Consider the following 24,744-nt stretch of genomic DNA (forward strand, 5'->3'; position numbering starts at 1 on the left):
ATAGTTTTCTTGCAATTAACACTAATCATTCCATACCCGTTTCAAAATACGCTTACACTTCTAATAGACTTCATAACTCTTGTAAAATAAAAAACCCCCTGCAACTTTGCAGAGGCGTTAAAGCTTATTCATTTTACTTATTTTGAATTAAACCAAAACCTAGTCCAGTAGGGTCTACTAAATAGGCAAGAAAAAAATCATTAAATTCCATTTTTTCTCGGACAATAGTAGCCCCATTCTCCATAGCTTTCGCAATAGAGTCATCAATCGAATCTACTTCAATTTGCACACGTACTCCATGTGGATAATCGCTTGGACCTTTACCAATTCCACCGTCAATACCATTTTGCTCGCTGGCACCTGTTGTGACAGCCCAGTAATCCCAACGAGGCTCCGCAATTTCCCATGCAAAAACTTTAGAATAAAAATTCGCTGCTTTTTCAGGATCTTGACTATTTAGTTCAAACCCTATTACTCGACCCAATTCATCTCCCCCTTTTTTCACTTGTAAAAATTAAAGAAAAATAGATGAAAGTACCTGCTAAACAAATAAGCACGATAGCAACTATTTTTTAACCATTGCATAATCGCTAAATATATTTGTAAAGGCATCTAGAAATAAAAAAATAGCTGCTAAGAGTAGTAAAAATGATAATAGTTTATTTTTCATAAGTATTACCTCCAAACCTAACATCTAAAAATATAATAATTCTGAATATACAAACTTTATTATATCAAATACCTATTACTTTGCGCTTGTAATCTGCCATTATTTAAAAACAAAAAAGACCTCAACAAAGTTGTTGAAGTCTTTTAAATTCACTTTGGATACCGGTGGTCGGGGTCGAACCGACACTCCAAAGGAACACGATTTTGAGTCGTGCGCGTCTGCCAATTCCGCCACACCGGCATAATACTTTAGAGATAAAAAAAATCGGAGTATCCGATTAAGAAAAAAATATGGAGGCGGCAACCGGATTTGAACCGGTGATAAAGGTGTTGCAGACCTGTGCCTTACCACTTGGCTATGCCGCCATATTATTGGAGCGGAAGACGAGGTTCGAACTCGCGACCCCCACCTTGGCAAGGTGGTGTTCTACCACTGAACTACTTCCGCATAAATGGCTGGGGTACCTGGATTCGAACCAGGGCATGACGGAATCAAAATCCGTTGCCTTACCGCTTGGCTATACCCCAACAATGGGGCGACTGATGGGAATCGAACCCACGAATGCCGGAACCACAATCCGGTGCGTTAACCACTTCGCCACAATCGCCATTGCTTTATAGTTTTAATTTTAATTTTATATTAATGGGGCGACTGATGGGAATCGAACCCACGAATGCCGGAACCACAATCCGGTGCGTTAACCACTTCGCCACAACCGCCATAAAATTAATTGGCAGGGGCAGTAGGAATCGAACCCACACCAAAGGTTTTGGAGACCTCTATTCTACCGTTGAACTATGCCCCTATTAAATAAAAACTGGTGGAGGGGGACGGATTCGAACCGCCGAACCCTAAGGAGCGGATTTACAGTCCGCCGCGTTTAGCCACTTCGCTACCCCTCCGGGAAAACATGGTGCCGGCTATAGGAATCGAACCCACGACCTACTGATTACAAGTCAGTTGCTCTACCTGCTGAGCTAAACCGGCAAAAAAACGATGGGTCAGGACGGAATCGAACCGCCGACACTTAGAGCTTCAATCTAATGCTCTACCAACTGAGCTACTGACCCATATTTATTATTTAAAAAATGGCGGTCCCGACCGGGATCGAACCGGCGATCTCCTGCGTGACAGGCAGGCATGTTAACCGCTACACCACGGGACCTTTATTTGGTTGCGGAGACAGGATTTGAACCTGTGACCTTCGGGTTATGAGCCCGACGAGCTACCACTGCTCCACCCCGCGACAATACTAATTTAATTTTATAAAATGGTGGAGGATGACGGGCTCGAACCGCCGACCCTCTGCTTGTAAGGCAGATGCTCTCCCAGCTGAGCTAATCCTCCATCTGGGTATTCGTTATAAATGGTGACCCCTACGGGATTCGAACCCGTGTTACCGCCGTGAAAGGGCGGTGTCTTAACCGCTTGACCAAGGGGCCTTACTAATTGGAATCGTAAGTGCTGGCGGAGAGTAAGGGATTTGAACCCTTGAGACAGTGTTAACCGCCTACACGATTTCCAATCGTGCTCCTTCGGCCACTCGGACAACTCTCCAAGAATGGCTCCGAAGGCAGGACTCGAACCTGCGACAACCTGATTAACAGTCAGGTGCTACTACCAACTGAGCTACTTCGGAATGATTTTATTATGTATAGCCTAGCGACGTCCTACTCTCACAGGGGGAAGCCCCCAACTACCATCGGCGCTAAAGAGCTTAACTTCCGTGTTCGGTATGGGAACGGGTGTGACCTCTTTGCCATCATCACTAGACTATTTGAAAGACATTACCTATTATAACATATAGTATTATAATTACAAGTATCTAAGAAATACTTTTTTATTCTTTCAAAACTGGATAAACGGTTCATTGAATGTTACAAACTTTTTTGGTTAAGTCCTCGATCGATTAGTATTCGTCAGCTCCATGTGTCACCACACTTCCACCTCGAACCTATCTACCTCATCGTCTTTGAGGGATCTTACTTACTTGCGTAATGGGAAATCTCATCTTGAGGGGGGCTTCATGCTTAGATGCTTTCAGCACTTATCCCGTCCACACATAGCTACCCAGCGATGCCTTTGGCAAGACAACTGGTACACCAGCGGTGTGTCCATCCCGGTCCTCTCGTACTAAGGACAGCTCCTCTCAAATTTCCTACGCCCACGACGGATAGGGACCGAACTGTCTCACGACGTTCTGAACCCAGCTCGCGTACCGCTTTAATGGGCGAACAGCCCAACCCTTGGGACCGACTACAGCCCCAGGATGCGATGAGCCGACATCGAGGTGCCAAACCTCCCCGTCGATGTGGACTCTTGGGGGAGATAAGCCTGTTATCCCCGGGGTAGCTTTTATCCGTTGAGCGATGGCCCTTCCATGCGGAACCACCGGATCACTAAGCCCGTCTTTCGACCCTGCTCGACTTGTAGGTCTCGCAGTCAAGCTCCCTTGTGCCTTTACACTCTACGAATGATTTCCAACCATTCTGAGGGAACCTTTGGGCGCCTCCGTTACCTTTTAGGAGGCGACCGCCCCAGTCAAACTGTCCGCCTGACACTGTCTCCTGCCCCGCTAAGGGGCATGGGTTAGAATTTCAATACAACCAGGGTAGTATCCCACCGACGCCTCCTTCGAAGCTGGCGCTCCGAGATCTCTGGCTCCTACCTATCCTGTACAAGTTGTACCAAAATTCAATATCAGGCTACAGTAAAGCTCCACGGGGTCTTTCCGTCCTGTCGCGGGTAACCTGCATCTTCACAGGTACTATAATTTCACCGAGTCTCTCGTTGAGACAGTGCCCAGATCGTTACGCCTTTCGTGCGGGTCGGAACTTACCCGACAAGGAATTTCGCTACCTTAGGACCGTTATAGTTACGGCCGCCGTTTACTGGGGCTTCAATTCGCAGCTTCGCTTGCGCTAACCACTCCTCTTAACCTTCCAGCACCGGGCAGGCGTCAGCCCCTATACGTCACCTTACGGTTTTGCAGAGACCTGTGTTTTTGCTAAACAGTCGCCTGGGCCTATTCACTGCGGCTCTCGTGCGCTTGCACGCTCAAGAGCACCCCTTCTCCCGAAGTTACGGGGTCATTTTGCCGAGTTCCTTAACGAGAGTTCTCTCGCACACCTTAGGATTCTCTCCTCGACTACCTGTGTCGGTTTGCGGTACGGGCACCTCTCACCTCGATAGAGGCTTTTCTTGGCAGTGTGAAATCAGGAACTTCGTCCATACGGACTCGCCATCACAGCTCAACGTTACAGTGTGCGGATTTGCCTACACACACGCCTTACTGCTTGGACGCGCACAACCAACGGCGCGCTTACCCTATCCTACTGCGTCCCCCCATTTCTCAAACGGTGAGGAGGTGGTACAGGAATATCAACCTGTTGTCCATCGCCTACGCCTATCGGCCTCGGCTTAGGTCCCGACTAACCCTGAGCGGACGAGCCTTCCTCAGGAAACCTTAGTCATACGGTGGACGGGATTCTCACCCGTCTTTCGCTACTCATACCGGCATTCTCACTTCTAAGCGCTCCACCAGTCCTTCCGGTCTGACTTCAACGCACTTAGAACGCTCTCCTACCACTGACATCGTAGATGTCAATCCACAGCTTCGGTGAATCGTTTAGCCCCGATACATTTTCGGCGCAGCGTCACTCGACCAGTGAGCTATTACGCACTCTTTAAATGATGGCTGCTTCTAAGCCAACATCCTGGTTGTCTGTGCAACGCCACATCCTTTTCCACTTAACGATTACTTTGGGACCTTAGCTGGTGGTCTGGGCTGTTTCCCTTTTGACTACGGATCTTATCACTCGCAGTCTGACTCCCGTGTATAAATATCTGGCATTCGGAGTTTGTCTGAATTCGGTAAACCGGGATGGCCCCCTAGTCCAAACAGTGCTCTACCTCCAGTATTCTCATCACGAGGCTAGCCCTAAAGCTATTTCGGAGAGAACCAGCTATCTCCAAGTTCGATTGGAATTTCTCCGCTACCCACACCTCATCCCCGCACTTTTCAACGTGCGTGGGTTCGGGCCTCCAGTAAGTGTTACCTCACCTTCACCCTGGACATGGGTAGATCACCTGGTTTCGGGTCTACGACCACGTACTAATTCGCCCTATTCAGACTCGCTTTCGCTGCGGCTCCGCCTTCTAAAGCTTAACCTCGCACGTAATCGTAACTCGCCGGTTCATTCTACAAAAGGCACGCTATCACCCATTAACGGGCTCTAACTACTTGTAGGCACACGGTTTCAGGATCTCTTTCACTCCCCTTCCGGGGTGCTTTTCACCTTTCCCTCACGGTACTGGTTCACTATCGGTCACTAGGTAGTATTTAGCCTTGGGAGATGGTCCTCCCGGATTCCGACGGAATTTCACGTGTTCCGCCGTACTCAGGATCCACTCTGGAGGGAATAAACTTTCGACTACAGGGCTTTTACCTGCTCTGGCGGACCTTTCCAAGTCGCTTCATCTAACTCATTCCTTTGTAACTCCGTATAGAGTGTCCTACAACCCCAAGAGGCAAGCCTCTTGGTTTGGGCTCTTCCCGTTTCGCTCGCCGCTACTCAGGGAATCGATTTTTCTTTCTCTTCCTCCAGGTACTTAGATGTTTCAGTTCCCTGGGTCTGCCTTCAAGACGCTATGTATTCACGTCAAGATACTACGCGATTAAACGTAGTGGGTTCCCCCATTCGGAAATCTCCGGATCAAAGCTCACTTACAGCTCCCCGAAGCATATCGGTGTTAGTGCCGTCCTTCTTCGGCTCCTAGTGCCAAGGCATTCGCCGTGCGCCCTTAATAACTTAACCTACAGCTTCCGATATACATCGTAATACAGCGTCAGCTTCATTCGTTCAATCAGTCACGTACGAAAGTACGCTCCTTCACTCACTCAATCGCTTCCTTGTCTTACTCGTATCTCGAAACCTTTTAATGTTATTAAGCCTATAAAAAAACTTAAAAAATAAATGTGTTTGTTACAATTTCAATGTCGTTTTATCCAGTTTTCAAAGAACAAATTTCGAAGTATTTCATTCGTAAGAATGAACCTTCAAAACTGAACAGCAAAGACGTAATCATTGTTTCGTCCTAAACGAAACATTCCGTTAAAATCCTTAGAAAGGAGGTGATCCAGCCGCACCTTCCGATACGGCTACCTTGTTACGACTTCACCCCAATCATCTATCCCACCTTCGGCGGCTGGCTCCAAAAGGTTACCTCACCGACTTCGGGTGTTACAAACTCTCGTGGTGTGACGGGCGGTGTGTACAAGGCCCGGGAACGTATTCACCGCGGCATGCTGATCCGCGATTACTAGCGATTCCGGCTTCATGTAGGCGAGTTGCAGCCTACAATCCGAACTGAGAACGACTTTATCGGATTAGCTCCCTCTCGCGAGTTGGCAACCGTTTGTATCGTCCATTGTAGCACGTGTGTAGCCCAGGTCATAAGGGGCATGATGATTTGACGTCATCCCCACCTTCCTCCGGTTTGTCACCGGCAGTCACCTTAGAGTGCCCAACTAAATGATGGCAACTAAGATCAAGGGTTGCGCTCGTTGCGGGACTTAACCCAACATCTCACGACACGAGCTGACGACAACCATGCACCACCTGTCACCGTTGTCCCCGAAGGGAAAACTATATCTCTACAGTGGTCAACGGGATGTCAAGACCTGGTAAGGTTCTTCGCGTTGCTTCGAATTAAACCACATGCTCCACCGCTTGTGCGGGCCCCCGTCAATTCCTTTGAGTTTCAGTCTTGCGACCGTACTCCCCAGGCGGAGTGCTTAATGCGTTAGCTGCAGCACTAAGGGGCGGAAACCCCCTAACACTTAGCACTCATCGTTTACGGCGTGGACTACCAGGGTATCTAATCCTGTTTGCTCCCCACGCTTTCGCGCCTCAGTGTCAGTTACAGACCAGATAGTCGCCTTCGCCACTGGTGTTCCTCCAAATCTCTACGCATTTCACCGCTACACTTGGAATTCCACTATCCTCTTCTGCACTCAAGTCTCCCAGTTTCCAATGACCCTCCACGGTTGAGCCGTGGGCTTTCACATCAGACTTAAGAAACCACCTGCGCGCGCTTTACGCCCAATAATTCCGGACAACGCTTGCCACCTACGTATTACCGCGGCTGCTGGCACGTAGTTAGCCGTGGCTTTCTAATAAGGTACCGTCAAGGTACAGCCAGTTACTACTGTACTTGTTCTTCCCTTACAACAGAGTTTTACGAACCGAAATCCTTCTTCACTCACGCGGCGTTGCTCCATCAGGCTTTCGCCCATTGTGGAAGATTCCCTACTGCTGCCTCCCGTAGGAGTCTGGGCCGTGTCTCAGTCCCAGTGTGGCCGATCACCCTCTCAGGTCGGCTACGCATCGTTGCCTTGGTGAGCCGTTACCTCACCAACTAGCTAATGCGCCGCGGGCCCATCCTATAGCGACAGCCGAAACCGTCTTTCAGAATTGTCTCATGAGAGACAAAAGATTATTCGGTATTAGCCCCGGTTTCCCGGAGTTATCCCAAACTATAGGGTAGGTTGCCCACGTGTTACTCACCCGTCCGCCGCTAACGTCAAAGGAGCAAGCTCCTTATCTGTCCGCTCGACTTGCATGTATTAGGCACGCCGCCAGCGTTCGTCCTGAGCCAGGATCAAACTCTCCATAAAAGAAATTTGATTAGCTCAAATTGTTTTGCTGGCATCAATTTTGATGTCCAAAATTTTGTTTTGTTCGCTAACGAAGTTAGCTACTAAAAACTATATTGATTACGTTTTGCTTGTTCAGTTTTCAAGGTTCATATTGTTCGTCGTTTTTCAGCGACTTCTTTATAATAACTTCTCACTCATTTTGTGTCAACAACTTTTATAAAGTTTTTTCACTCGTTTTTCTAAGTGTTTTTGTTATGTCTTAGCGACAATTAATATAATACAATATCAATATATTAATCGTCAATACTTTTTTTGAAAAAATATCGAGGTATTTTTTATACCTCGATTACTAGCATACTATATGGCTTATTTAAATTCTATAGACTCTTTGTTCACCTTATAGTGTCGATGGAAAATCATTTCGCTTTTTGCAACGACAGGTTCAATAAGAATGTAGCCTTTATCCACTAAATACTCTACAAATACTTCTAAGTCTACGGAATAGTTCACAAGCTCATGATGATCATGTAATTCTTGAATCGTCCATGTCTCTTTTGTTTGCATGACTTCTAATATATGTTGAGCTCCATCCTGTGTTCGTGAATGAATTAAAAACTCACTTGCTAAAAATAAAAGCTCTAATCGCTTTTCAATTGGCTCACTGCTCAAAACAAGTTCTTCATATAACTTATAAATAGCAGGCTCTATCTTTTTCACTTGCGCCCATACTGTAACTTCTGGATATAACCCACTGTCTATAATGGACAATCGCCCTAAATGATGCAAAGAATCAACAACATGATTGTAGGCATCTAAATAGCTTCCCTTATCAAAATATTCTTTTCCTTCTAAATAGCGTCGAATTAACTTTGAAAATTGAATACCCGTCTTAATTTTCCTACCGCTGAACGGAAACTCTTGTAGTTCAATTTTTAATTTATGAAGGAATTCATTACGATCAAACAATACTCTGCCAAAGAAAATCCAATCAACTACTTTTTTGTTAGAGCCAATTAGTAACCACTTGCGTAACAATTTTTCTGTAACAGTATGTAAGGCCACCTTATTCCCATCATATAAATAATGCTTTGAGAAAACAGGTTGCTCCGCTTCCTTTACAATAATGAGTAATATGGTATCGAATGTGTCAGTAACATTACTTTGTTCCTCACGCTTCTCCATTAAAATGACACCTAACGTATTAGACTGACTCGCACGTTCTTGATATATTGGGCGCAAAACTTGCTCCATGTTCAGTCCTCCTCTATTTGTTATATGACTTTATTTCGTTAAAATTTCGACATACTCTGAAAGTATTCCTTCTTTGCCTTTTAGTCAAAACTAAAATACTTTGTTCTTATATGTTATAGTAGATTTTAGATTGGGAGGCAAGATATTGTATGAAACCTTACAAAAGTAAAATTAATAAAATCCGTTCTTTTGCATTAGCACTTATTTTCATCGGCTTTGTTGTTATGTATGGGGGAATATTCTTCAAAAACAATCCCATCCTTGTCTTAATCTTCATGACGCTTGGTTTACTATGTATTATCGGTAGTACAGTTGTCTATGCTTGGATCGGACTTCTCTCAACAAGAGCAGTTCAAGTAGAATGCCCAAATTGCCATAAGCATACGAAAGTTTTAGGTCGTGTCGATATGTGCATGTACTGTAACGAACCATTAACACTAGATCCAACACTTGAAGGAAAAGAGTTTGATCAATCTTATAATAACAAAGCAAAAAATTCCTAGCCCCATATAAGAGCTAGGAATTTTTTTAGTATGACAACCACTACTATTAATAGCAATAACCGAATTATATGCTCACTATATATTTAGAAATTTGTTTTTCCTTTTGACCAGCTATGCCAGTTTTAAAAGAATTTTGCAGGTGCTGTCTGTCATCGAACGATTTAATCATTTGTGCTACTAACTTTTGCGTAATCATATCGTTGATGTCACCAGAGGATTGATCTTGTATTTCATGTTTAGGAATCTTCACTTCTCTAACAATTACTTTTTCACCATTTTCCTTCGTTACTATATGACGTACATAACCATTCTCTTTTATTATTTCGTATGTTGCTTTTCTTTTTTTGTTTGCTAAAAATAAATTGTCAGACAATCGTTCTTCTTTTTTTACTGTACTAAAGTAATTACTACTCCCTAATTGTACATTCATTAAATCCCTCCTAATTAATTGTTTTAAGAGATACTTGTTTAATAAGCTACAACCTCGACGCAGTATAATAAAAAGCCCTTCACCTTCGTGTCATCACCCATATTATTAATATCGAAAATTTCCAGTCTGTTTTAAGAGTATTTCTCGCACGCCATAATAAAAAGCAAGCGAGCTAATTGCCCACTTGCTTTTTAATCGTATTCATTCATACGCTTGCGTAAAAACTCCAAGAAAACTTATTGTACTTTCGCTGCTACATCTTTACATGCTGGACACGTACCATAAATCTCTAGACGGTGTGTATGCACATCAAAGTCTGTTACTTGTGAGGCGAAGTGTTCGATTTCATCTAAACCTGGGTAATGGAAATCGACAATTTTACCACAGCATTCACAAATCATATGATAGTGATCATTTGTAACAAAATCAAAACGGCTAGAGGCATCCCCATAAGTCAGCTCTTTTACTAATCCTACTTCACGGAAAACACGTAAATTATTGTAGACAGTTGCCACACTCATATTTGGAAATTTTCCTTCAAGCGCTTTATAAATTTCATCCGCAGTTGGATGTGTCATCGATTGAATTAAATATTCTAAAATAGCATGACGCTGAGGAGTAATGCGTACACCAGTTGTTTTTAACGTGTCAAGTGCATCCTGTAAATGCGGTATAGACATCGTCATGCACCCCTTTTCATAAGTATTATTAATTTATAATTGTTACAATTAGTGTATCGAATTAAGCTAACATCTGTCAACTTTCGTCCTATGCATCAGCTAAATTAAATTACTTTTTAATATCCTCTCGATAAATCCACGACATTTTCTAGTGCTGTCTCGCCATTTAACCATTTTGTCAAACTCGGCTTAAAAATAGCTAAGCTTCTTTCTACATAGCGAGAAGAGTGACTTGAAACATGCGGAGATACTATGACATTCGGACATGTCCATAATGGACTATTTGCACTAAGTGGTTCTTTTTCAAACACATCTAATACGGCATAGCCTATTTCACCTGTTTCCATAGCATGAATAAGAACCTTTTCATCTACTAAATTTCCGCGTCCAAAATTCATGAAAATGGCTTCATTTTTCATTGCACTAAAATGCTCTTCCTTCAATAAATGCGTTGTTTCTTCGGTTTTTGGCAATACGGAAATAACGATATCTGCCTTTGGCAAAGCTTCTGTTAGCTGAGTGAAACTTACCATCTCATCCATATGAGGCGCAGCTTTACCTGAACGGTTACAACCAATTGTCGTTACACCAAATGCTTGTAATAAGCGACCTACTTCCGAGCCAATCGCTCCAGGTCCTAGTATAAGGGCTGTATTATCTCGTAATTCCGTTTGCTTTCCTTTCTTCGACCATTCTTTTTTCTTTTGATGCTCATATAACCATGGTAATGCACGCTTAATGGCTAAAATATGAGCAAGCATCGACTCAGCCATAGGTGACTTATGAATACCTCGTACATTAGATACTAAAATCCCCCGATCAATAATTGCTTGAGCAGGCATTTTTTCTACTCCTGCGGAAGCAACGAAAATCCATTTTAGTTTCGTGGCATACTGCATATTATCATCATTTAAATCTTCGCCATATGTAACTAGTACATCTGCTTTTTGAAGTTCATCCGTAGATAAACCATTTTCAAAAACGAAATCACATTGTGAAAATTCCTCTACTAACGGTTCACGTAAATCGGGTCTTGGTTCAAATGTAAAATAAATTCTCATGAATGTTCCTCCTGATTTGCTAAATATGTGTACACTTCTTCGATATGATTTTTCACGCGTACTTTGCGCCACGCTTTTATAAGATTACCAGCTGTATCAATTAAAAAGGTTGAACGTTCAATCCCCATATATTCGCGTCCATACATTTTCTTTAATACCCAAACGCCATAAGCCTCCGCTACAGCATGATCCTCATCCACTAAAAGGGAAAAAGGTAGCCCATGCTTATCAATAAATTTTGTATGCTTTTGTGCATTATCAGGGCTCACGCCTAATACAACAGCATTTAACTGGCTAAAGTCTTCATGCTTATCGCGGAAATCACATGCTTCTGTTGTACAACCTGGTGTCATGTCTTTCGGATAAAAATACAAAATGACATTTTTGCCCCTAAAATCTGCTAATTGCACATGCTCCCCTTTGTCATTAACAAGTGAAAAATTCGGTGCTTTCTGTCCTTCTACTAATGTCATAACAATCTCCTCCTTTTGCATTTCTTATTTTACTCTAAGTAACAAATCAAGTCATATCCCTTATTTTCTTTGGATTTCTTACACTGATAGGTCTACAATAGGTTAAGTATAATTACTTAGGAGGCATAGTTATGAATCACTCAAAATCTGAAGCAGTACACGCAGAAGCGCTTTTACATATCGTTGGTGGTGTGAACAGCCCTTCTCGTTCATATAAAGCAGTCGGTGGGGGCTCGCCCGTTGCAATGGCTCGAGGAAAAGGCGCTTATTTTTGGGATGTTGACGGCAACCGTTACATTGATTATTTAGCTGCATACGGTCCACTTGTTACAGGTCATGGCCATCCACATATTGCAAAGGCGATTTCTAATGCCGCTGAAAACGGTACATTATTTGGTACGCCAACTGAATATGAGGTCACTTTTGCTAAAATGCTAAAAGAAGCCATCCCTTCAATGGATAAAGTACGCTTTAACAATTCAGGTACAGAAGCAGTGATGACAACTATCCGTGTTGCTCGTGCCTATACTGGCCGTACAAAAATTATGAAGTTTGCTGGCTGCTACCACGGACACTTTGACTTAGTATTAGTAGCGGCTGGCTCTGGTCCAGCTACATTAGGCACACCAGATTCAGCAGGTGTAACAACTGCAACAGCAGAAGAAGTCATTACGGTACCATTTAACAATCCCCAAGCATTTACAGAAGCGATGGAAACATGGGGTGACCAAATCGCTGCGATTTTAATTGAACCAATCGTAGGAAACTTCGGTATTGTTGAACCGAACCCTGGATTTTTAGAATTAGTGCATGCAACAGCGAAAGAAAAAGGTGCACTGACAATTTATGATGAAGTGATTACGGCATTCCGATTCCATTACGGTGGTGCACAGACACTACTCGGTTTAACGCCAGACCTTACTGCACTAGGAAAAGTTATTGGCGGTGGTTTACCAATCGGCGCTTACGGTGGTCGTAAAGAAATTATGGATACAGTTGCTCCACTTGGACCAGCATATCAAGCAGGGACAATGGCTGGAAACCCTGCATCGATGCAAGCGGGTATAGCTTGCTTAGAAGTATTAGCCACTCCAGGTGTTTACGATGAAATGGATCGACTTGGTGCGATTTTAGAAGAAGGTATTTTAACTGCTGCCAAAAAGCATGGCGTAACGATTACTTTAAATCGTCTAAAAGGTGCACTAACGATTTACTTTACAGATGTGAAAGTAGAAAACTATGCGCAAGCCGAAAATTCTGACGGAGAAATTTTCGGTCGATTCTTTAAACTAATGCTTGGACAAGGCATTAACCTCGCACCATCTAAATATGAAGCATGGTTTTTAACAACTGAGCATACAGAAGCAGATATTCGTGAAACAATCGAAGCTGTCGACTATGCATTTTCTCAACTTTAAGAAACTACAAAGGACGTTATAATGAAAGGATAGTTATAATGTCCAACAACATATAGCTAAAAAAGAAAGGATAGATGAAACGGGTGGATACCTGCTTACATCTATCCTTTTTGTACATCAGCAATCAAATTTACTGCTACGCCAATTTTGTTATCTCTTCAATTAAAGCACTTATTAGGACCATTAAATTAGCATCTCATGTTTTTTAAGAAATCTATTTTTATTAAATCTTTATTATTATTTTTGTCTGCTCTATAACTATCCTTAGATGAGGCCTTGTAAACATATAAATATTGCTCAGGATTTAATAAGTAATATTTGACCTCTTCCTTTTGCTGCATTTCTAAATCATCTAATTGTACTCCTGCGAAATTTGGTAAAGTGTCAATAATACCGAACTGAACTGATAGCCCCTCTTTAGTGAATTCATGTTCATGCAAATCAATTAAGCTATATGCCATTGATTCCATGATTTTCACAATATCAATCCAGTTATGTATGGATATTTCAGGGGGAACTTCCCACCCTCTTTTATCACCAGGTACATGAATATCTAAGTCTTGAGCTTTCCAATTTTCCCCTGTAACTACTTCTAAGCCAACCGAACCCATTAACAATGGAATAATTTTAATATCATTTAGTTTTTTAGCTATTTTAATAAACTCATCAAATTTTTGATTATTCATTTAACCCTCCAATTTTCATCTCCAAAATTTCACATATGCCATCTAGTACCTTCAAAAAGATTATTTTCGTTAAATAGTGACTACTGTTTGCAACAATTAATCTTTATGCTAATGTCTTTGTCGACAGCTTTATGTATGTTCGTTGTACACTTTCAACACGATTATTTGGTTTCAATTTACGAAAATTTGTTTAATATTAAAGGGAGGGTCGACATTTTGGCTGTTCCCTTTGTGCTTGTAGATTAAACAATGTTGTGCATGATTAGTAGGAGTCAACTTTTTTATATTATGATATACAAATCTATGTATTTTCTAAGAACTTCCTTCTATAATGTAAAGAAGCATTCATTACGACTTAGCATAATGGTATCCAGATTTTTGTGAGCTTTCTTAAAAAAGCTACTTTTAAATTCTGTGACTTGCGCAGAGACCTTTAACTTGATTAAATCTCACTTTTAAAAGAGGAGCCAAGTTAAAAATATTAGACAGAAAGGACATCGATTTTATTATGAAATTAGGTGCCCGTGTATTTAAAACTGGCGTAGCTATTGTCTTTGCACTATTTATTGCAGAGCTCCTGCAATTACCAACTCCAGTTTTTGCTGGAATTGCAGCAATCTTTGCGATTCAGCCATCTATTTATCGCTCTTATCAAACGATCGTTGAACAAGTACAAGCAAATATTATCGGAGCTTCCATTGCCGTAATCTTCGGTTTACTTTTCGGCCATCACGTCGTGGCTGTAGGTATTGCTGTCATTATCGCAATAGGATTGATGTTAAAATTCAAGCTTGAAAAATCACTTTCTCTAGCACTTGTTTCCGTTGTCGCTATTATGGAGATTCAAGGTGATGACTTTCTTACATTTAGTTTATTTCGCTTTCTTACAATTTTAGTTGGGGTTTTAGCAGCATTTGTTGTAAATCTTGTGTTTTTACCACCAAAATACGAAGTAAAGCTTTTCCGTAAAATTTACTTTTTACAGGATGATATTATTCGCTGGACGAGATTAGCTGTTCGTCAAGCATCTGAGCATACTTCTACTAAAACTGCTTTAAACAAATTTAGAGAACGTATGCTTAGAGTCGATACACTCTATGAGTTTTTCAAGGAAGAACGAAATTACTTTAAAAACAAAAAATACATTAAAGCAAGAAAATTAGTAGTTTACCGTCAAATGATTACGACTTCAAAAAAGAGTCTAGAATTGTTACATCGTCTGCATAAACATGAAAACGAATTAGCGCATTTACCGACACAATTCCATTTAATGATTCAAGAGCGTCTAGACTTCCTGCTTACCTACCATGAGCAGCTGTTGCTAAAATATACTGGGAAATTAAAGCCTGAGCATTCCGAATGGAGCACACATATCGACTACATTCAACGCAATCAGTTAATGGAAATCTTTATCCATCAAGTGACATATGCACACCAAGAAGGCGATACAGAATTTTCGAGCTATCACCTTTTATATATTTTGTCGCGGATTTTAGATTACGAGGAAAACTTAGAGCACTTAGATACTTTAATCGTGTCATATCAAAGCTATCACGGCCAAGAAATCAACTTGGAAATCGAAGAAGAGTTTATTTAGGTGCCAGGCACTCACACAATTATTAAAAAAGCTGACACCTTAATATGGTGTCAGCTTTTTTAAGCTTCATTATTTAAAGCCATTAGTTGCTGCTCTATTTGTTGACGCTTCGTTGCTTGTTCCGCACGTAACTGACGATAACTTGTAATACCAGTAACAATCGTTTCCCACATTTCTTCGAGCGTCATTGTCGACTCACTTTGCTGAGCATATTCCACACTTTGTAAAACAGCATGACTATTGTTTTCACCAAATTGCTTCATACGCTTTTCAAAAGCAGCAGCAGATTCCTGTTGTAGCTGTTGGCGCTTTTCATTCACCGCATTCATAATCCCCATTTTAAAAACAGGAATTGTGGTGACAAACGCTCCATTGATTTGCTCCATTAACTCGCTATTGCCATTGCGTAGCATATCCATTTGGGTTGCCCCTAAAATCGCTACCATTCTCGATTTCTCAAGCTCATCAATTTTTTGGGCACATGTTTCGGCAATTGCTTGTAATGTTGTAAGCTCCATTTTTGCAATTTGATTGCCCGCTTCACTTTGTCTTTCATACATTGGAATTAATGTTGACTTTATCTCATCTAGTTTCATCTCAGCGGCAACGATATATTTTTCAAGCTCCATATAATAAGTCAAATTTTCGTTATAAAGACGAGCTAGCATTCGATTATCATTTGCCAATGCTTCTTCCATTAGGACAAATTGATAATGTACTTTTTCAATATCTCTTCCAAGAACATTATATTTAGCATATAAATCTTCCTTATTTTTCGGCGCACGTTTAAACAATCTCCCTAAAAAGCCTTGTTGTTCAATGACTTCCTTTTTATCAAACTTAGACATTAGGGCTTCGAGCTGCTTTAATAATTCGTTGGATTCATTTACTTTTGAATGGGCAATCGTTCTTAAAATTTGGTCTGAAAAACGTGAAAGTTTAACTGCTGGCTCCTTACCGAGCTCCGTCAATTCAAGCTTGTTTTTTATATTGATTTGGTTTGCAATATGCTGTACTTCTGGACTATGACTTAGCTGTTGTTTTGTTTGTTCTGCTGTTTCAGCTGTTAATCGTTCAAGTACAATCGCTCTACTTGACATTATGTTCCTCCTTCCTTTCCTAGCCGTCAGAAGAAACGGTTAAATAATTTTTTAATCATTTTATCAGGCTTTGACTTTTGTTGCTTTGGCTCTTCAAATTGTAAGTCAAACACCATATGCTCTAAACGATGTCCATCAAACGTATCCTCTAGCAAATGTTTTTCTAAATCAAGCTTACCTGTTGGATTGTAAAAAATAATATCTACACCAAAACGATTTAAAAACGCTAATAAAGCAATATCTTCACGAGATAATACTGGCTGCTGCGGTGCTTGATAGAGCACTAGCTTTGGCACTTCCTGAGCATAATCAAAACTTTGTAATAAGCGCAATATGTCCTTTGGAATCATCGTCATTTGCTTAAATATAAATAATTGCAAATCATACTGTGATTCATTTGGCTGCAGTTTAAGCATAGGCTGCTCACAGGACGTTTTCATTGTATGAGCAATTGCTGATTGTAGCTCCAATGTCAAATCCTCATATTGCCACCAATCACTTTGCATAATCCGCTCTGTAGATAGTTCACCATTCACTAAACAATGCTGATAATGAAAATGAAAATTAGCTCTACTCGTTTTCGCATATGGAAACGCCTGCACAAATACCGCTTGTGGGCTTGCAAGCAATCGATGCATATTTCCCCAATATTCTTCACGGTTACTAGATACGCCACTAACTTTTGCGAAAATTACTGGAATGATGACTTCATCTTTAAGCACCTCAAATTTCGGACGAACCATCGCCTTTTCATTTTCATAAATAAAAATATCATCATATGTCATACGTAGTGTTAGTGAACGCGGCAAATGGTCTTTAAATTGCCATGGTCGATAAACACCCGAATGCTGGTCATGCATTAATTGTTCAAAATGTTGGCTAGAGCTATAGCCCACTGTTGCTTGACGATCTCGTAATTTATCAGGGAATGGCTGTAGCGTTGTTTGACTTACATAGGAGTGCGTAACAGAAAATGCATCTGTTGAATCCACTGTAGCAAATTCATCAATCGCTGCTGGATGGAAGATTAACACATCGCAACCAAGCTCCATTAATAATAGGAGGAAATAGCGCTGACTAATTGTTGTTTCACCATACCAAATGACCTTCGGGAAATCATCTGTCGGCTTCATCGCTTTTGTCCACTGAATCCAATGGTTTTTTAACCACTTCACCATATCAATTAAAAAGCGTCGAAAGTCATTCGCTAGTAATCCAAGTGATTGCTGATCTCTGAAGCGCTCCACTACTCGCATCGTCACGAGCTGCAAATGACGATTCATCGAAGGATCATCATGCTTAGGAATAAGTTGATGACCATACATCATGGCAATTAGTCGATTAATCGACAAGCCTTTAGGGGATTGCTGATGTTGCTCTATAATCGTTTGCAATGCCTGAAAATCTTTTTGCTCAATATGTTTATTTAATTCTTCGCTTAAAATATGGATATTTGGATTTTGTGACATTGTATATAAAGAATTAAAATATTCATCTTCTTCTAGCGGGACACCTAATATACGTACAGCAATACGGCTAAAACGAACGTGTTGTTCTGTCACCTCGTAAACTGCTCGCACATTAGCTGCTTCTTGGAAGGCTTGTAGCCAATCATAAGAATCTCTTTCTAATACTGATTCAATTGTGACTGTTTGCATACAAGCATCACCTCCTTACATCATACTTCCACAATTGGTTGCATGGCTGCCAATTGTAAAACATCTTCCAATAAATGTTTTGTAAATGCTTCACCACTATGTGCCGAATATAGGGTGTTCTTTAGTATTTGTGGTTGTTTGTCTTTTAAGTCACCGTGCGATGGCGTGTAGCCTTTATCTGCCAAAGCGAGCATTCCATAATCCATTATGGAATCACCCGCTGCCAAGTGTATAGTATATGTACAATGCTCCTTCAAATACGAAATTGCGGCTTCTTTTGTAAGCACCTTTGGCATAAAGTACAATTTTCGTCCTTGCAAGAGTACATGCCAACCATGTACCGCAAAGTCTTGAATCATAGCCTGCACATCGTCATGCTGCAAAATATGACAATCCACATAATGTACATAAAATAACTCATCAACATAGAACGATTGTTGAAGCCAACATTGTGATTTTATGTTATTGAATTGGCGTACTAAATCTGCTTGTGGAATGGAAGAATCTTCAATTCGTTTGCGTAAAATTTTGGCCCATTCCACATTAGGGCGTCCTTGTTCTATTATTGTACCCCCATTACTCGTAATTGCAAAAGTAGGACACAACTCTTTTATTGCATGTATTCGTTCATATTGATGTAATGCACGTGTTGTAACAGGTACGAATAATGTTTGTTGGTGAACCTGTTGCAATAATGACATTGTATCTTCTGTCATCATACTAAGTCCTTCCCCATTTTTTCGCTCAACCGTAATTGGGGCTGTATTGGGTGGATACTTATCCATCATGCGCTGAGAGTATATAAGCGTACGATCTAAATCAGATGTAAATAGTAGCATGTCTTCCCTCCTCTACACTTCTTTTATTAAGCCACAGCATGCATAGGACATTTGTGGATATTCCTCAATTTCAACATTCTTTTCCTTTGCTAAAAGTAAAATGTGTGCTAATTCATGCACATAGGTAGGGTTAATTAATATTTTCCATGGGACTCTGCGAAGTAATACCCGTGTTGTTTCTCCAACTCCTGGCTTCACAAAGTTACTATTTGTTATGCCATAATGTTGTTGAATTGCAATAACCGATTCCAACCCTTTCCATGTAATAGTAGAAGGTATTCGTGCTCGAAGCTGTTGCTCTACATCTTTCTCAACTTGTAAAAAATAGGCGCTAATACGATCAATATACAAATTGGAAACATCCGCATGCTGAAGTTCTTTATAAAACTTCGCTCCGTGAAAGTCATTTACATCCATGAACTGTGCATTCCATACTGTGCGGCTAACTAAGCCTGACACAGTTGAATTTAAACATGCCGATGGTATTAAAAAATCAGCACGTGTACCATAGATTGCAGCACAATGGCCTGGGTCAGCAAGCACCGCTAATGTCGCATCCAATTGTTCATTATTTTGCTCATTATAGCTTTCACAAGCTTGTTGTAATTCTCTCGTAATCGCGCCTTTCCCTGTCCATCCATCAATAAATTGTATTTGTGCAAGTGGGTGCTGAGAATATATGTATTGTATAGCGTAGTCATCAATACCCCGACCTCGGAGAATCGACATCGTATAGTGCGGAACGCTCACGTTATAATGCATTTTTATATAACGTTTAATTAAAATGCCAATAGGTGTTCCTGCTCTCGCTAAACTAACAAGCACTAAATTATCTAAGCCTCTACGCTCTACAATTTGTTGTGCTACTAATCCAACCGCAAGCGCAATACGTTGTGCATAATCATCTAATGTTCGATAAAACAGCTTCATATACGCTTCAGAAGGAAGATACTCTACTGGCAACATTTCTGAATAGTGGGTACCCGATTGAATAAGTCGTTCACGCTGTTCATTAGCTATTTCTAAGTGAATGGTACTAATATCTCGTAGTAAAAAAACAACATCTTCTGCAGAATAGCTTCCCATTTTATCTGGTTGCTTCATCTCAGGCATTATTCAGTCCCCCATTCATGCATACAAATCACATATATATTTGCGTTACTAACAGATTTTAATGCATGTACTGCACGTGCTACTACCTCTTTATTGGCTATACGTTCTACAACTAAAAAAAGTTCTGAATAAGAATGGCTATTTAAATTATATAAGTAATTTTCTACACCATTATTTTCTGGACTTTCGAAAGCAATTTTTTCTGTTATTGTATAGGATGGATTATTTGCACAATAAATTGGGCTACGTGTCGTCGCTTGGAAATAAACATCCTCTCCTAAACAACTTGCTATTTGCATAGGCACATACATAAACTCCCCTGTACCAATAACAAGTGCTGGTCCCCCTGTACGAAGGGCTCGTAACTGGTTTGCGATCGTTTGATACATCTTTTTATGTACCACATGTTGCTCAGTCGTTAGCATTAAACGACCTGTTGCTAATATATACGGAGCCTTATTTATCACACCGTTTTCAGCGATAGAATAGTAATGTTTCTGTGCACCTGTTTCATTCGCCGAAAGCAACTTCATTTCAGTTGTTGCTTGCGATGTAATTTGTACCTGATGATTTGTTAATAGTGGTGTACCCTCACAAATAAATTGACCACTCATTATCGATACAAAATCAATCGTTACCCCCCACTTAACTTCTAGCTCCGCAAACATTGCTTGTTGCTGTGGAGAACGCCAATCTAAAATCGATAAAACGGAATAACGCTCAACAGTAGGGAATTTTTGGCGTAGTGTTTCAATAATGTTGACCACTGTATTTCCCGTTGTTATTTCATCGTCAATGAGCACAATCTGTTTTGCCTGAAGTAATTTTTCAGGTTGCTCACAGTACACGCGATGACTCGTCGCATGTGAATGTTCTTCTTCGAAAGTGACAAATGGCTCGAGTTCTGGCAGTAGTTCTCGCGTCGTATGGACATACGTTGCATTGGACTTAAAAGCATTAAAAACTGCATGCCCAAGAGCTGTTGCTGTTTCAGCAAAGCCGATAAATAAAACTTCCTCCAATAGCTCCAGTCTTTGCTCCTCTACTTGCTGTAAAACCTCTTGCATGTTTTGCTGCTTTTGTATTGCCTGTACAACTGGCTGTACTAATAAAGATTCACGACCAACCAGTTTTTCATGATACATCATTGCTAAAAGTGTACCAGTAAGAATTGGCACTTGTGGTCGAACTGCTAAATGTTTGCCAAGGACAGTACTAACAAATAAAAATTGTCTCTTTTTATTAATACGTGTCGCCATTTTGAATAAATCCGTCATAGCAAAATTATAAAGGTTGTGGGTAATCTTGATATCAATATTATAATCTTGAATAATGTTCAACTTGTTGTTGCGTTTCGTCATCCGTATTTCCTCCTACACTTGCATTCAATAATAGAGAGGCAAAATCTGCAGATTCATTGTATACACCATATATATGTGCTTGGCGTAAAACTTTCTGTGCCCATCTCATATGTGGCTTCATTTCATTCATTTTATTGGCATACTGGCTTTTTAAAACACCCTTTTGCCCTTCATTATCAATAATACTAGTGGCATCTACAAATTCTTCATAAGAGACAACATACAGTGCATGGACAATACGAATGTGACTGGGATGTATAATTGTTTTACCTAAAATGCCATTTTGTCTATCTAAAATTACTTCCTTCATCAAGCCATCCAAATAATCATCAAGTAATGCCTTACGTGCATATAAAGCTCCCTTTTCACTGAAAGGTGTTGCTCTTAGCGTTGGTTTCAATACCCGTTCATTGCTGAAATATTCCCATACTGGTCCAGAAATAACAAAGTCCTCATCCTCACGACCAAGTACATTGACGATATCTGCAATGCAGTCTCGAATAACGGCTATATCATAAATTGTTGAGTCTACTCGGCGACGAATTCCATAAATCCCGCAAAAGTCAGTAGCACCGATTCGTACATTAAGTACACGTTTTCTGTATCGATGCAACACATCTTTAATTGCAAATAAAGCTTCCATTCGAGACTCTTTGTATAAAATATCTCGGCTTTCTAAAATAGGCATCCCATACAATGTTAGCTGATGCTGTTCAATTGTTTGCTCCAGCAATTCAAAGTAGGCAGCTCCTTGGATAGCTGTAAACTTAGGAAATACGTAACCCGTAAGCACTTCCTGTCGCTTTCCTAATACGGAAGTCAACAGTCTAAATTGCTCAACGCTTCGCACACGAATAAATAGTAGTGGCAAATCTTCAAGTAAAATTTCGTTATGGACATAAAGTGTGTAGAGAGCACTTATATCTTCAATTATTTTTTGCTCACAGCTCGCTAACTCTGCATCCCCAACTGCATCCTCTAAATCTATGACAAACGATTTTAAATCTTGATATTTTTGTGATTGTACCATATCAATAATGTTAGGCTTAGATGCAGGCATATATAACGTTGCACCTAATGCATACGATAAAATATCAGGTGAATCTAGTTTTGTAAATGTGCGTGGTCGTTGATAAAAAATCGTCTCCGCTTCTGTTGCAAAATATTGCATCCAATTCTCTCCCTCATCAAAGAATGATCTTTGTAAAAAAGGCACTGCATCAACCTGTTTATACAGACTAATACAGTGCCTTCCGTTAAGTTCATCATGATATAAATTAATGCCTACTAGTGGCCACTATTGATATCCATCTTCCTTTTATTACTCTAGACCATAAGCATTGATTAACGAAGCGAGCCCACCTTGATAGCCAGAGCCAACAGCGGCAAATTTCCATTCGCCATTATGTCGATATAGCTCACAAAATACGACCGCAGTTTCAATACTGAAGTCTTCTGCTAAATCATAGCGAAGAACTTCTGAACCAGATTCTTCGTTCGTTAAACGAACATATGCATTAAGAACTTGTCCGAAATTTTGACGGCGACCTTCAGCATCATAAATTGTCACTGTTATAACAATCTTTTCAATTTGAGGGGATACTTGCTTTAAGTTTACAAGAATTTTTTCATCGTCTCCGTCACCTAAACCAGTACGGTTATCACCCATATGCTGGACAGATTTATCAGGACTTGTTAGATTATTGTAGAAAATAAAGTCTTGTTCATTCCGGCATTTTCCGGATGCATCCAATAAAAATACAGATGCATCTAAGTCAAAGTCACTTCCTCCATCGAATTGTTTAACATCCCAGCCTAAACCAATCCCAACATTATTTAAGCCTGGATCCTGTTTCATTAAATCAATGCGTTGTCCTTTACTTAACTGAATACCCATTAGAAAAAAACTCCCTTTCTCGTGTAAAGTTAAACCGTTAGTTTACGCTTAAGCCATAATCATTACAAAGTGCAGCTAAACCGCCTTGGTATCCAGCACCAATCGCGTTAAATTTCCATTCTCCATTGTGACGGTATAGTTCGCCTACCACTACAGCCGTTTCAATACTAAAGTCTTCACCTAAATCATAGCGAATGATTTCTTCATTTGTAGCAGCATTTATAATGCGAATAAATGCGTTAGACACCATACCAAAGTTTTGGCTACGTGCTTCTGCGTCATGGATTGTAACAGTGAAAGCTAAGCGTTGAACATGTGCAGGTATTTCTTTTAACGAAACTTTAACGATTTCGTCATCCCCTTCGCCAACTCCTGTTAAGTTATCGCCAGAGTGTTCTACAGAGCCATTACCACCAATAGTATTGTTGTAGAAGATGAAGTCATTTTGATCTGCTACTTTACCTGTATCCGCAAGTAAAAAAATGGAGGAATCTAAATCAAAATCATGTCCACCATCATATTTGTTTGTATCCCAACCTAAACCTACAATTACATTCGATAAACCTGGGTTTGTTTTTGTTAAATCTACCTTTTGACCTTTTTGTAATGAAATACCCATTTGTATTCCTCCTCAAATTTATAATTATTGATATCTTCGAACTACATCACCAAGTTTTACATCATTTGTACCGTTACCAATAGCAGCAAATTTCCATTCGTTACCGTGACGATAAATTTCACCACACACTAGTGTTGTTAAATTCGAGTAATCATCAGATAAATTATAACGAATTAGTTCATTGCCTGTCTTGTCATCGTACACGCGAATATACGCATTTTGAATCATACCGAAGTGTTGCTTACGTCCAGCTGCATCATAAATGTTCACGACAAATACTAATTTATTATATTGAGCAGGCACTGCTCCTAGCTCAACAGTAATTACTTCGTCATCACCAGCACCGTCTCCTGTTAAGTTATCACCAGAATGGATAACAGATCCACATTTACTTGCTAATTTGCCGAAGTAAACTACATCATCTCCTGCAACGATACGATCATCTTGCAACATTAAAACTGAGGAATCACAGTCAACATCTCTACCTGCTGTTTTACCACTAGAAAATAAGCCGCCTAAAAAGCCACCACTTTTTGCTTGGCTTACAGGGTCCCACCCTAAGCCAACTTTAATTTTATTTAAACCAGCATTCCCTTTTGTTAAATCTACACGCTGTCCCTTTTGTAAATTAATCCCCATTTTTAATGCCCTCCTTAATTGAATGTACCTCTGCTGAAAAAATACTAACAATATCTAATATGTTTATTAACTAATTTTATCCAATTAT

19 protein-coding genes, 16 tRNA genes and 3 rRNA genes are annotated in these 24,744 nt (G+C 40.4%); 3 read left to right on the plus strand and 35 right to left on the minus strand.

From position 1 onward, the window contains the following. Positions 1-133: 133 nt before the first annotated feature. From FH508_RS20355 to FH508_RS20455, 21 genes are all read right to left on the minus strand, one after another. Positions 134-484, minus strand: a complete 351-nt coding sequence (locus tag FH508_RS20355) for a VOC family protein (RefSeq protein ID WP_139860770.1) — start codon at positions 482-484, stop codon at positions 134-136. Between the two features lie 345 nt (positions 485-829). Continuing rightward, positions 830-910: transfer RNA gene (locus tag FH508_RS20360), tRNA-Leu, on the minus strand. Positions 911-961: 51 nt separating this feature from the next. Further along, positions 962-1,035, minus strand: a tRNA-Cys gene (locus tag FH508_RS20365). A 7-nt stretch (positions 1,036-1,042) separates the two neighbouring features. Then, positions 1,043-1,117, minus strand: a tRNA-Gly gene (locus FH508_RS20370). A gap of 5 nt (positions 1,118-1,122) precedes the next feature. Beyond that, positions 1,123-1,197 (minus strand) — tRNA-Gln (locus tag FH508_RS20375). 4 nt (positions 1,198-1,201) lie between these two features. Continuing rightward, positions 1,202-1,277 (minus strand) — tRNA-His (locus FH508_RS20380). Positions 1,278-1,313: 36 nt separating this feature from the next. After that, positions 1,314-1,389, minus strand: a tRNA-His gene (locus FH508_RS20385). A 12-nt stretch (positions 1,390-1,401) separates the two neighbouring features. Next, positions 1,402-1,475 (minus strand) — tRNA-Trp (locus FH508_RS20390). A 13-nt stretch (positions 1,476-1,488) separates the two neighbouring features. Beyond that, positions 1,489-1,572, minus strand: a tRNA-Tyr gene (locus FH508_RS20395). 9 nt (positions 1,573-1,581) lie between these two features. Continuing rightward, positions 1,582-1,657 (minus strand) — tRNA-Thr (locus FH508_RS20400). 10 nt (positions 1,658-1,667) lie between these two features. Then, positions 1,668-1,740: transfer RNA gene (locus tag FH508_RS20405), tRNA-Phe, on the minus strand. A 19-nt stretch (positions 1,741-1,759) separates the two neighbouring features. Further along, positions 1,760-1,835 (minus strand) — tRNA-Asp (locus FH508_RS20410). A gap of 6 nt (positions 1,836-1,841) precedes the next feature. Then, a tRNA-Met gene (locus FH508_RS20415) sits at positions 1,842-1,916 on the minus strand. 25 nt (positions 1,917-1,941) lie between these two features. Continuing rightward, positions 1,942-2,017, minus strand: a tRNA-Val gene (locus tag FH508_RS20420). 20 nt (positions 2,018-2,037) lie between these two features. Then, positions 2,038-2,112 (minus strand) — tRNA-Glu (locus FH508_RS20425). A 23-nt stretch (positions 2,113-2,135) separates the two neighbouring features. After that, a tRNA-Ser gene (locus FH508_RS20430) sits at positions 2,136-2,227 on the minus strand. Positions 2,228-2,232: 5 nt separating this feature from the next. After that, positions 2,233-2,309, minus strand: a tRNA-Asn gene (locus FH508_RS20435). Positions 2,310-2,327: 18 nt separating this feature from the next. Then, positions 2,328-2,443 (minus strand): 5S ribosomal RNA (gene rrf, locus FH508_RS20440). A 116-nt stretch (positions 2,444-2,559) separates the two neighbouring features. Beyond that, a 23S ribosomal RNA gene (locus FH508_RS20445) occupies positions 2,560-5,487 on the minus strand. A 310-nt stretch (positions 5,488-5,797) separates the two neighbouring features. Further along, positions 5,798-7,349 (minus strand): 16S ribosomal RNA (locus FH508_RS20450). The 16S, 23S and 5S rRNA genes sit together here with 16 tRNA genes alongside, the layout of an rRNA operon. 348 nt (positions 7,350-7,697) lie before the next feature. Next, positions 7,698-8,582 (minus strand): nucleotidyltransferase-like protein, encoded by an 885-nt coding sequence (locus FH508_RS20455; protein WP_173479548.1) that lies wholly within the window; start codon positions 8,580-8,582, stop codon positions 7,698-7,700. 149 nt (positions 8,583-8,731) lie between these two features. Here FH508_RS20455 and FH508_RS20460 point away from each other — a divergent pair, with 149 nt between their 5' ends. Continuing rightward, on the plus strand, positions 8,732-9,085 hold the full coding sequence (locus FH508_RS20460; protein WP_173479549.1) for a YgzB family protein: 354 nt from the start codon (positions 8,732-8,734) through the stop codon (positions 9,083-9,085). A gap of 64 nt (positions 9,086-9,149) precedes the next feature. Here the strand turns inward: FH508_RS20460 and FH508_RS20465 are convergent, their stop codons facing one another. The 4 genes from FH508_RS20465 to bcp form a co-directional block, all read right to left on the minus strand. Continuing rightward, positions 9,150-9,515: a hypothetical protein gene (locus tag FH508_RS20465; RefSeq protein ID WP_173479550.1), complete on the minus strand. Its 366-nt coding sequence runs from the start codon at positions 9,513-9,515 to the stop codon at positions 9,150-9,152. A gap of 236 nt (positions 9,516-9,751) precedes the next feature. Beyond that, complete coding sequence (perR, locus tag FH508_RS20470) at positions 9,752-10,195, minus strand: peroxide-responsive transcriptional repressor PerR (RefSeq protein ID WP_173479551.1); 444 nt, start codon at positions 10,193-10,195, stop codon at positions 9,752-9,754. Positions 10,196-10,311: 116 nt separating this feature from the next. After that, positions 10,312-11,256 carry a D-2-hydroxyacid dehydrogenase gene (locus FH508_RS20475; RefSeq protein WP_173479552.1) on the minus strand — a complete coding sequence of 315 codons (945 nt, stop codon included), beginning with the start codon at positions 11,254-11,256 and terminating at the stop codon, positions 10,312-10,314. Further along, entirely contained in the window at positions 11,253-11,729 is a 477-nt protein-coding gene (gene bcp / locus FH508_RS20480; RefSeq protein WP_173479553.1) for a thioredoxin-dependent thiol peroxidase, read from the minus strand. Before bcp ends, FH508_RS20475 begins: the two co-directional genes overlap by 4 nt. Positions 11,730-11,860: 131 nt before the next feature. On the opposite strand from bcp, the gene FH508_RS20485 reads away from it, so the two are divergent. After that, positions 11,861-13,147 (plus strand): glutamate-1-semialdehyde 2,1-aminomutase, encoded by a 1,287-nt coding sequence (locus tag FH508_RS20485; RefSeq protein ID WP_139860015.1) that lies wholly within the window; start codon positions 11,861-11,863, stop codon positions 13,145-13,147. Between the two features lie 188 nt (positions 13,148-13,335). Here FH508_RS20485 and FH508_RS20490 read toward each other — a convergent pair whose 3' ends face one another. Continuing rightward, positions 13,336-13,833, minus strand: a complete 498-nt coding sequence (locus FH508_RS20490; RefSeq protein ID WP_139860016.1) for a phosphoribosylanthranilate isomerase — start codon at positions 13,831-13,833, stop codon at positions 13,336-13,338. Positions 13,834-14,341: 508 nt separating this feature from the next. Between FH508_RS20490 and FH508_RS20495 the strand changes: the two genes are divergently transcribed. Beyond that, positions 14,342-15,430 carry an FUSC family protein gene (locus FH508_RS20495; RefSeq protein WP_139860018.1) on the plus strand — a complete coding sequence of 363 codons (1,089 nt, stop codon included), beginning with the start codon at positions 14,342-14,344 and terminating at the stop codon, positions 15,428-15,430. A 59-nt stretch (positions 15,431-15,489) separates the two neighbouring features. Here the strand turns inward: FH508_RS20495 and FH508_RS20500 are convergent, their stop codons facing one another. The 9 genes from FH508_RS20500 to FH508_RS20540 all read right to left on the minus strand — a co-directional run bounded on the left by FH508_RS20500 (position 15,490) and on the right by FH508_RS20540 (position 24,656). Continuing rightward, on the minus strand, positions 15,490-16,530 hold the full coding sequence (locus FH508_RS20500; protein ID WP_173479554.1) for a toxic anion resistance protein: 1,041 nt from the start codon (positions 16,528-16,530) through the stop codon (positions 15,490-15,492). A 26-nt stretch (positions 16,531-16,556) separates the two neighbouring features. Beyond that, entirely contained in the window at positions 16,557-18,188 is a 1,632-nt protein-coding gene (locus FH508_RS20505; RefSeq protein ID WP_173479555.1) for a YceG family protein, read from the minus strand. 20 nt (positions 18,189-18,208) lie between these two features. Then, positions 18,209-19,027 carry an HAD family hydrolase gene (locus FH508_RS20510; RefSeq protein ID WP_139859568.1) on the minus strand — a complete coding sequence of 273 codons (819 nt, stop codon included), beginning with the start codon at positions 19,025-19,027 and terminating at the stop codon, positions 18,209-18,211. Positions 19,028-19,039: 12 nt separating this feature from the next. Then, complete coding sequence (locus FH508_RS20515) at positions 19,040-20,140, minus strand: cysteine protease StiP family protein (RefSeq protein WP_139859566.1); 1,101 nt, start codon at positions 20,138-20,140, stop codon at positions 19,040-19,042. After that, positions 20,140-21,501, minus strand: coding sequence for a phosphoribosyltransferase family protein (locus tag FH508_RS20520; RefSeq protein ID WP_139859563.1), 1,362 nt, complete (start codon positions 21,499-21,501; stop codon positions 20,140-20,142). Before FH508_RS20520 ends, FH508_RS20515 begins: the two co-directional genes overlap by 1 nt. Then, the gene (locus tag FH508_RS20525; protein WP_139859560.1) at positions 21,458-22,672 is read right to left on the minus strand and encodes an HpcH/HpaI aldolase/citrate lyase family protein; all 1,215 of its coding nucleotides are present in this window, start codon (positions 22,670-22,672) and stop codon (positions 21,458-21,460) included. Before FH508_RS20525 ends, FH508_RS20520 begins: the two co-directional genes overlap by 44 nt. A gap of 150 nt (positions 22,673-22,822) precedes the next feature. Further along, the gene (locus tag FH508_RS20530) at positions 22,823-23,398 is read right to left on the minus strand and encodes a TerD family protein (RefSeq protein ID WP_139859559.1); all 576 of its coding nucleotides are present in this window, start codon (positions 23,396-23,398) and stop codon (positions 22,823-22,825) included. A 37-nt stretch (positions 23,399-23,435) separates the two neighbouring features. Further along, a complete protein-coding gene (locus tag FH508_RS20535; protein WP_139859557.1) occupies positions 23,436-24,017 on the minus strand; it encodes a TerD family protein in 582 nt (193 codons plus the stop codon). 24 nt (positions 24,018-24,041) lie between these two features. Then, positions 24,042-24,656: a TerD family protein gene (locus tag FH508_RS20540; RefSeq protein WP_173479556.1), complete on the minus strand. Its 615-nt coding sequence runs from the start codon at positions 24,654-24,656 to the stop codon at positions 24,042-24,044. Positions 24,657-24,744 lie beyond the last annotated feature (88 nt).

This window comes from Lysinibacillus sp. CD3-6 (assembly GCF_006351725.2).
GTDB lineage: Bacteria > Bacillota > Bacilli > Bacillales_A > Planococcaceae > Lysinibacillus.

Excerpts from the sequence above, each read along its gene's own strand:
- FH508_RS20455 (WP_173479548.1), bottom strand. The coding sequence starts at position 8,582 with ATGGAGCAAGTTTTGCGCCCAATATATCAAGAACGTGCGAGTCAGTCT.
- FH508_RS20460 (WP_173479549.1), top strand. The coding sequence starts at position 8,732 with ATGAAACCTTACAAAAGTAAAATTAATAAAATCCGTTCTTTTGCATTA.
- FH508_RS20465 (WP_173479550.1), bottom strand. The coding sequence starts at position 9,515 with ATGAATGTACAATTAGGGAGTAGTAATTACTTTAGTACAGTAAAAAAA.
- perR (WP_173479551.1), bottom strand. The coding sequence starts at position 10,195 with ATGTCTATACCGCATTTACAGGATGCACTTGACACGTTAAAAACAACT.
- FH508_RS20475 (WP_173479552.1), bottom strand. The coding sequence starts at position 11,256 with ATGAGAATTTATTTTACATTTGAACCAAGACCCGATTTACGTGAACCG.
- bcp (WP_173479553.1), bottom strand. The coding sequence starts at position 11,729 with ATGACATTAGTAGAAGGACAGAAAGCACCGAATTTTTCACTTGTTAAT.
- FH508_RS20485 (WP_139860015.1), top strand. The coding sequence starts at position 11,861 with ATGAATCACTCAAAATCTGAAGCAGTACACGCAGAAGCGCTTTTACAT.
- FH508_RS20490 (WP_139860016.1), bottom strand. The coding sequence starts at position 13,833 with ATGAATAATCAAAAATTTGATGAGTTTATTAAAATAGCTAAAAAACTA.
- FH508_RS20495 (WP_139860018.1), top strand. The coding sequence starts at position 14,342 with ATGAAATTAGGTGCCCGTGTATTTAAAACTGGCGTAGCTATTGTCTTT.
- FH508_RS20500 (WP_173479554.1), bottom strand. The coding sequence starts at position 16,530 with ATGTCAAGTAGAGCGATTGTACTTGAACGATTAACAGCTGAAACAGCA.
- FH508_RS20505 (WP_173479555.1), bottom strand. The coding sequence starts at position 18,188 with ATGCAAACAGTCACAATTGAATCAGTATTAGAAAGAGATTCTTATGAT.
- FH508_RS20510 (WP_139859568.1), bottom strand. The coding sequence starts at position 19,027 with ATGCTACTATTTACATCTGATTTAGATCGTACGCTTATATACTCTCAG.
- FH508_RS20515 (WP_139859566.1), bottom strand. The coding sequence starts at position 20,140 with ATGCCTGAGATGAAGCAACCAGATAAAATGGGAAGCTATTCTGCAGAA.
- FH508_RS20520 (WP_139859563.1), bottom strand. The coding sequence starts at position 21,501 with ATGACGAAACGCAACAACAAGTTGAACATTATTCAAGATTATAATATT.
- FH508_RS20525 (WP_139859560.1), bottom strand. The coding sequence starts at position 22,672 with ATGCAATATTTTGCAACAGAAGCGGAGACGATTTTTTATCAACGACCA.
- FH508_RS20530 (WP_139859559.1), bottom strand. The coding sequence starts at position 23,398 with ATGGGTATTCAGTTAAGTAAAGGACAACGCATTGATTTAATGAAACAG.
- FH508_RS20535 (WP_139859557.1), bottom strand. The coding sequence starts at position 24,017 with ATGGGTATTTCATTACAAAAAGGTCAAAAGGTAGATTTAACAAAAACA.
- FH508_RS20540 (WP_173479556.1), bottom strand. The coding sequence starts at position 24,656 with ATGGGGATTAATTTACAAAAGGGACAGCGTGTAGATTTAACAAAAGGG.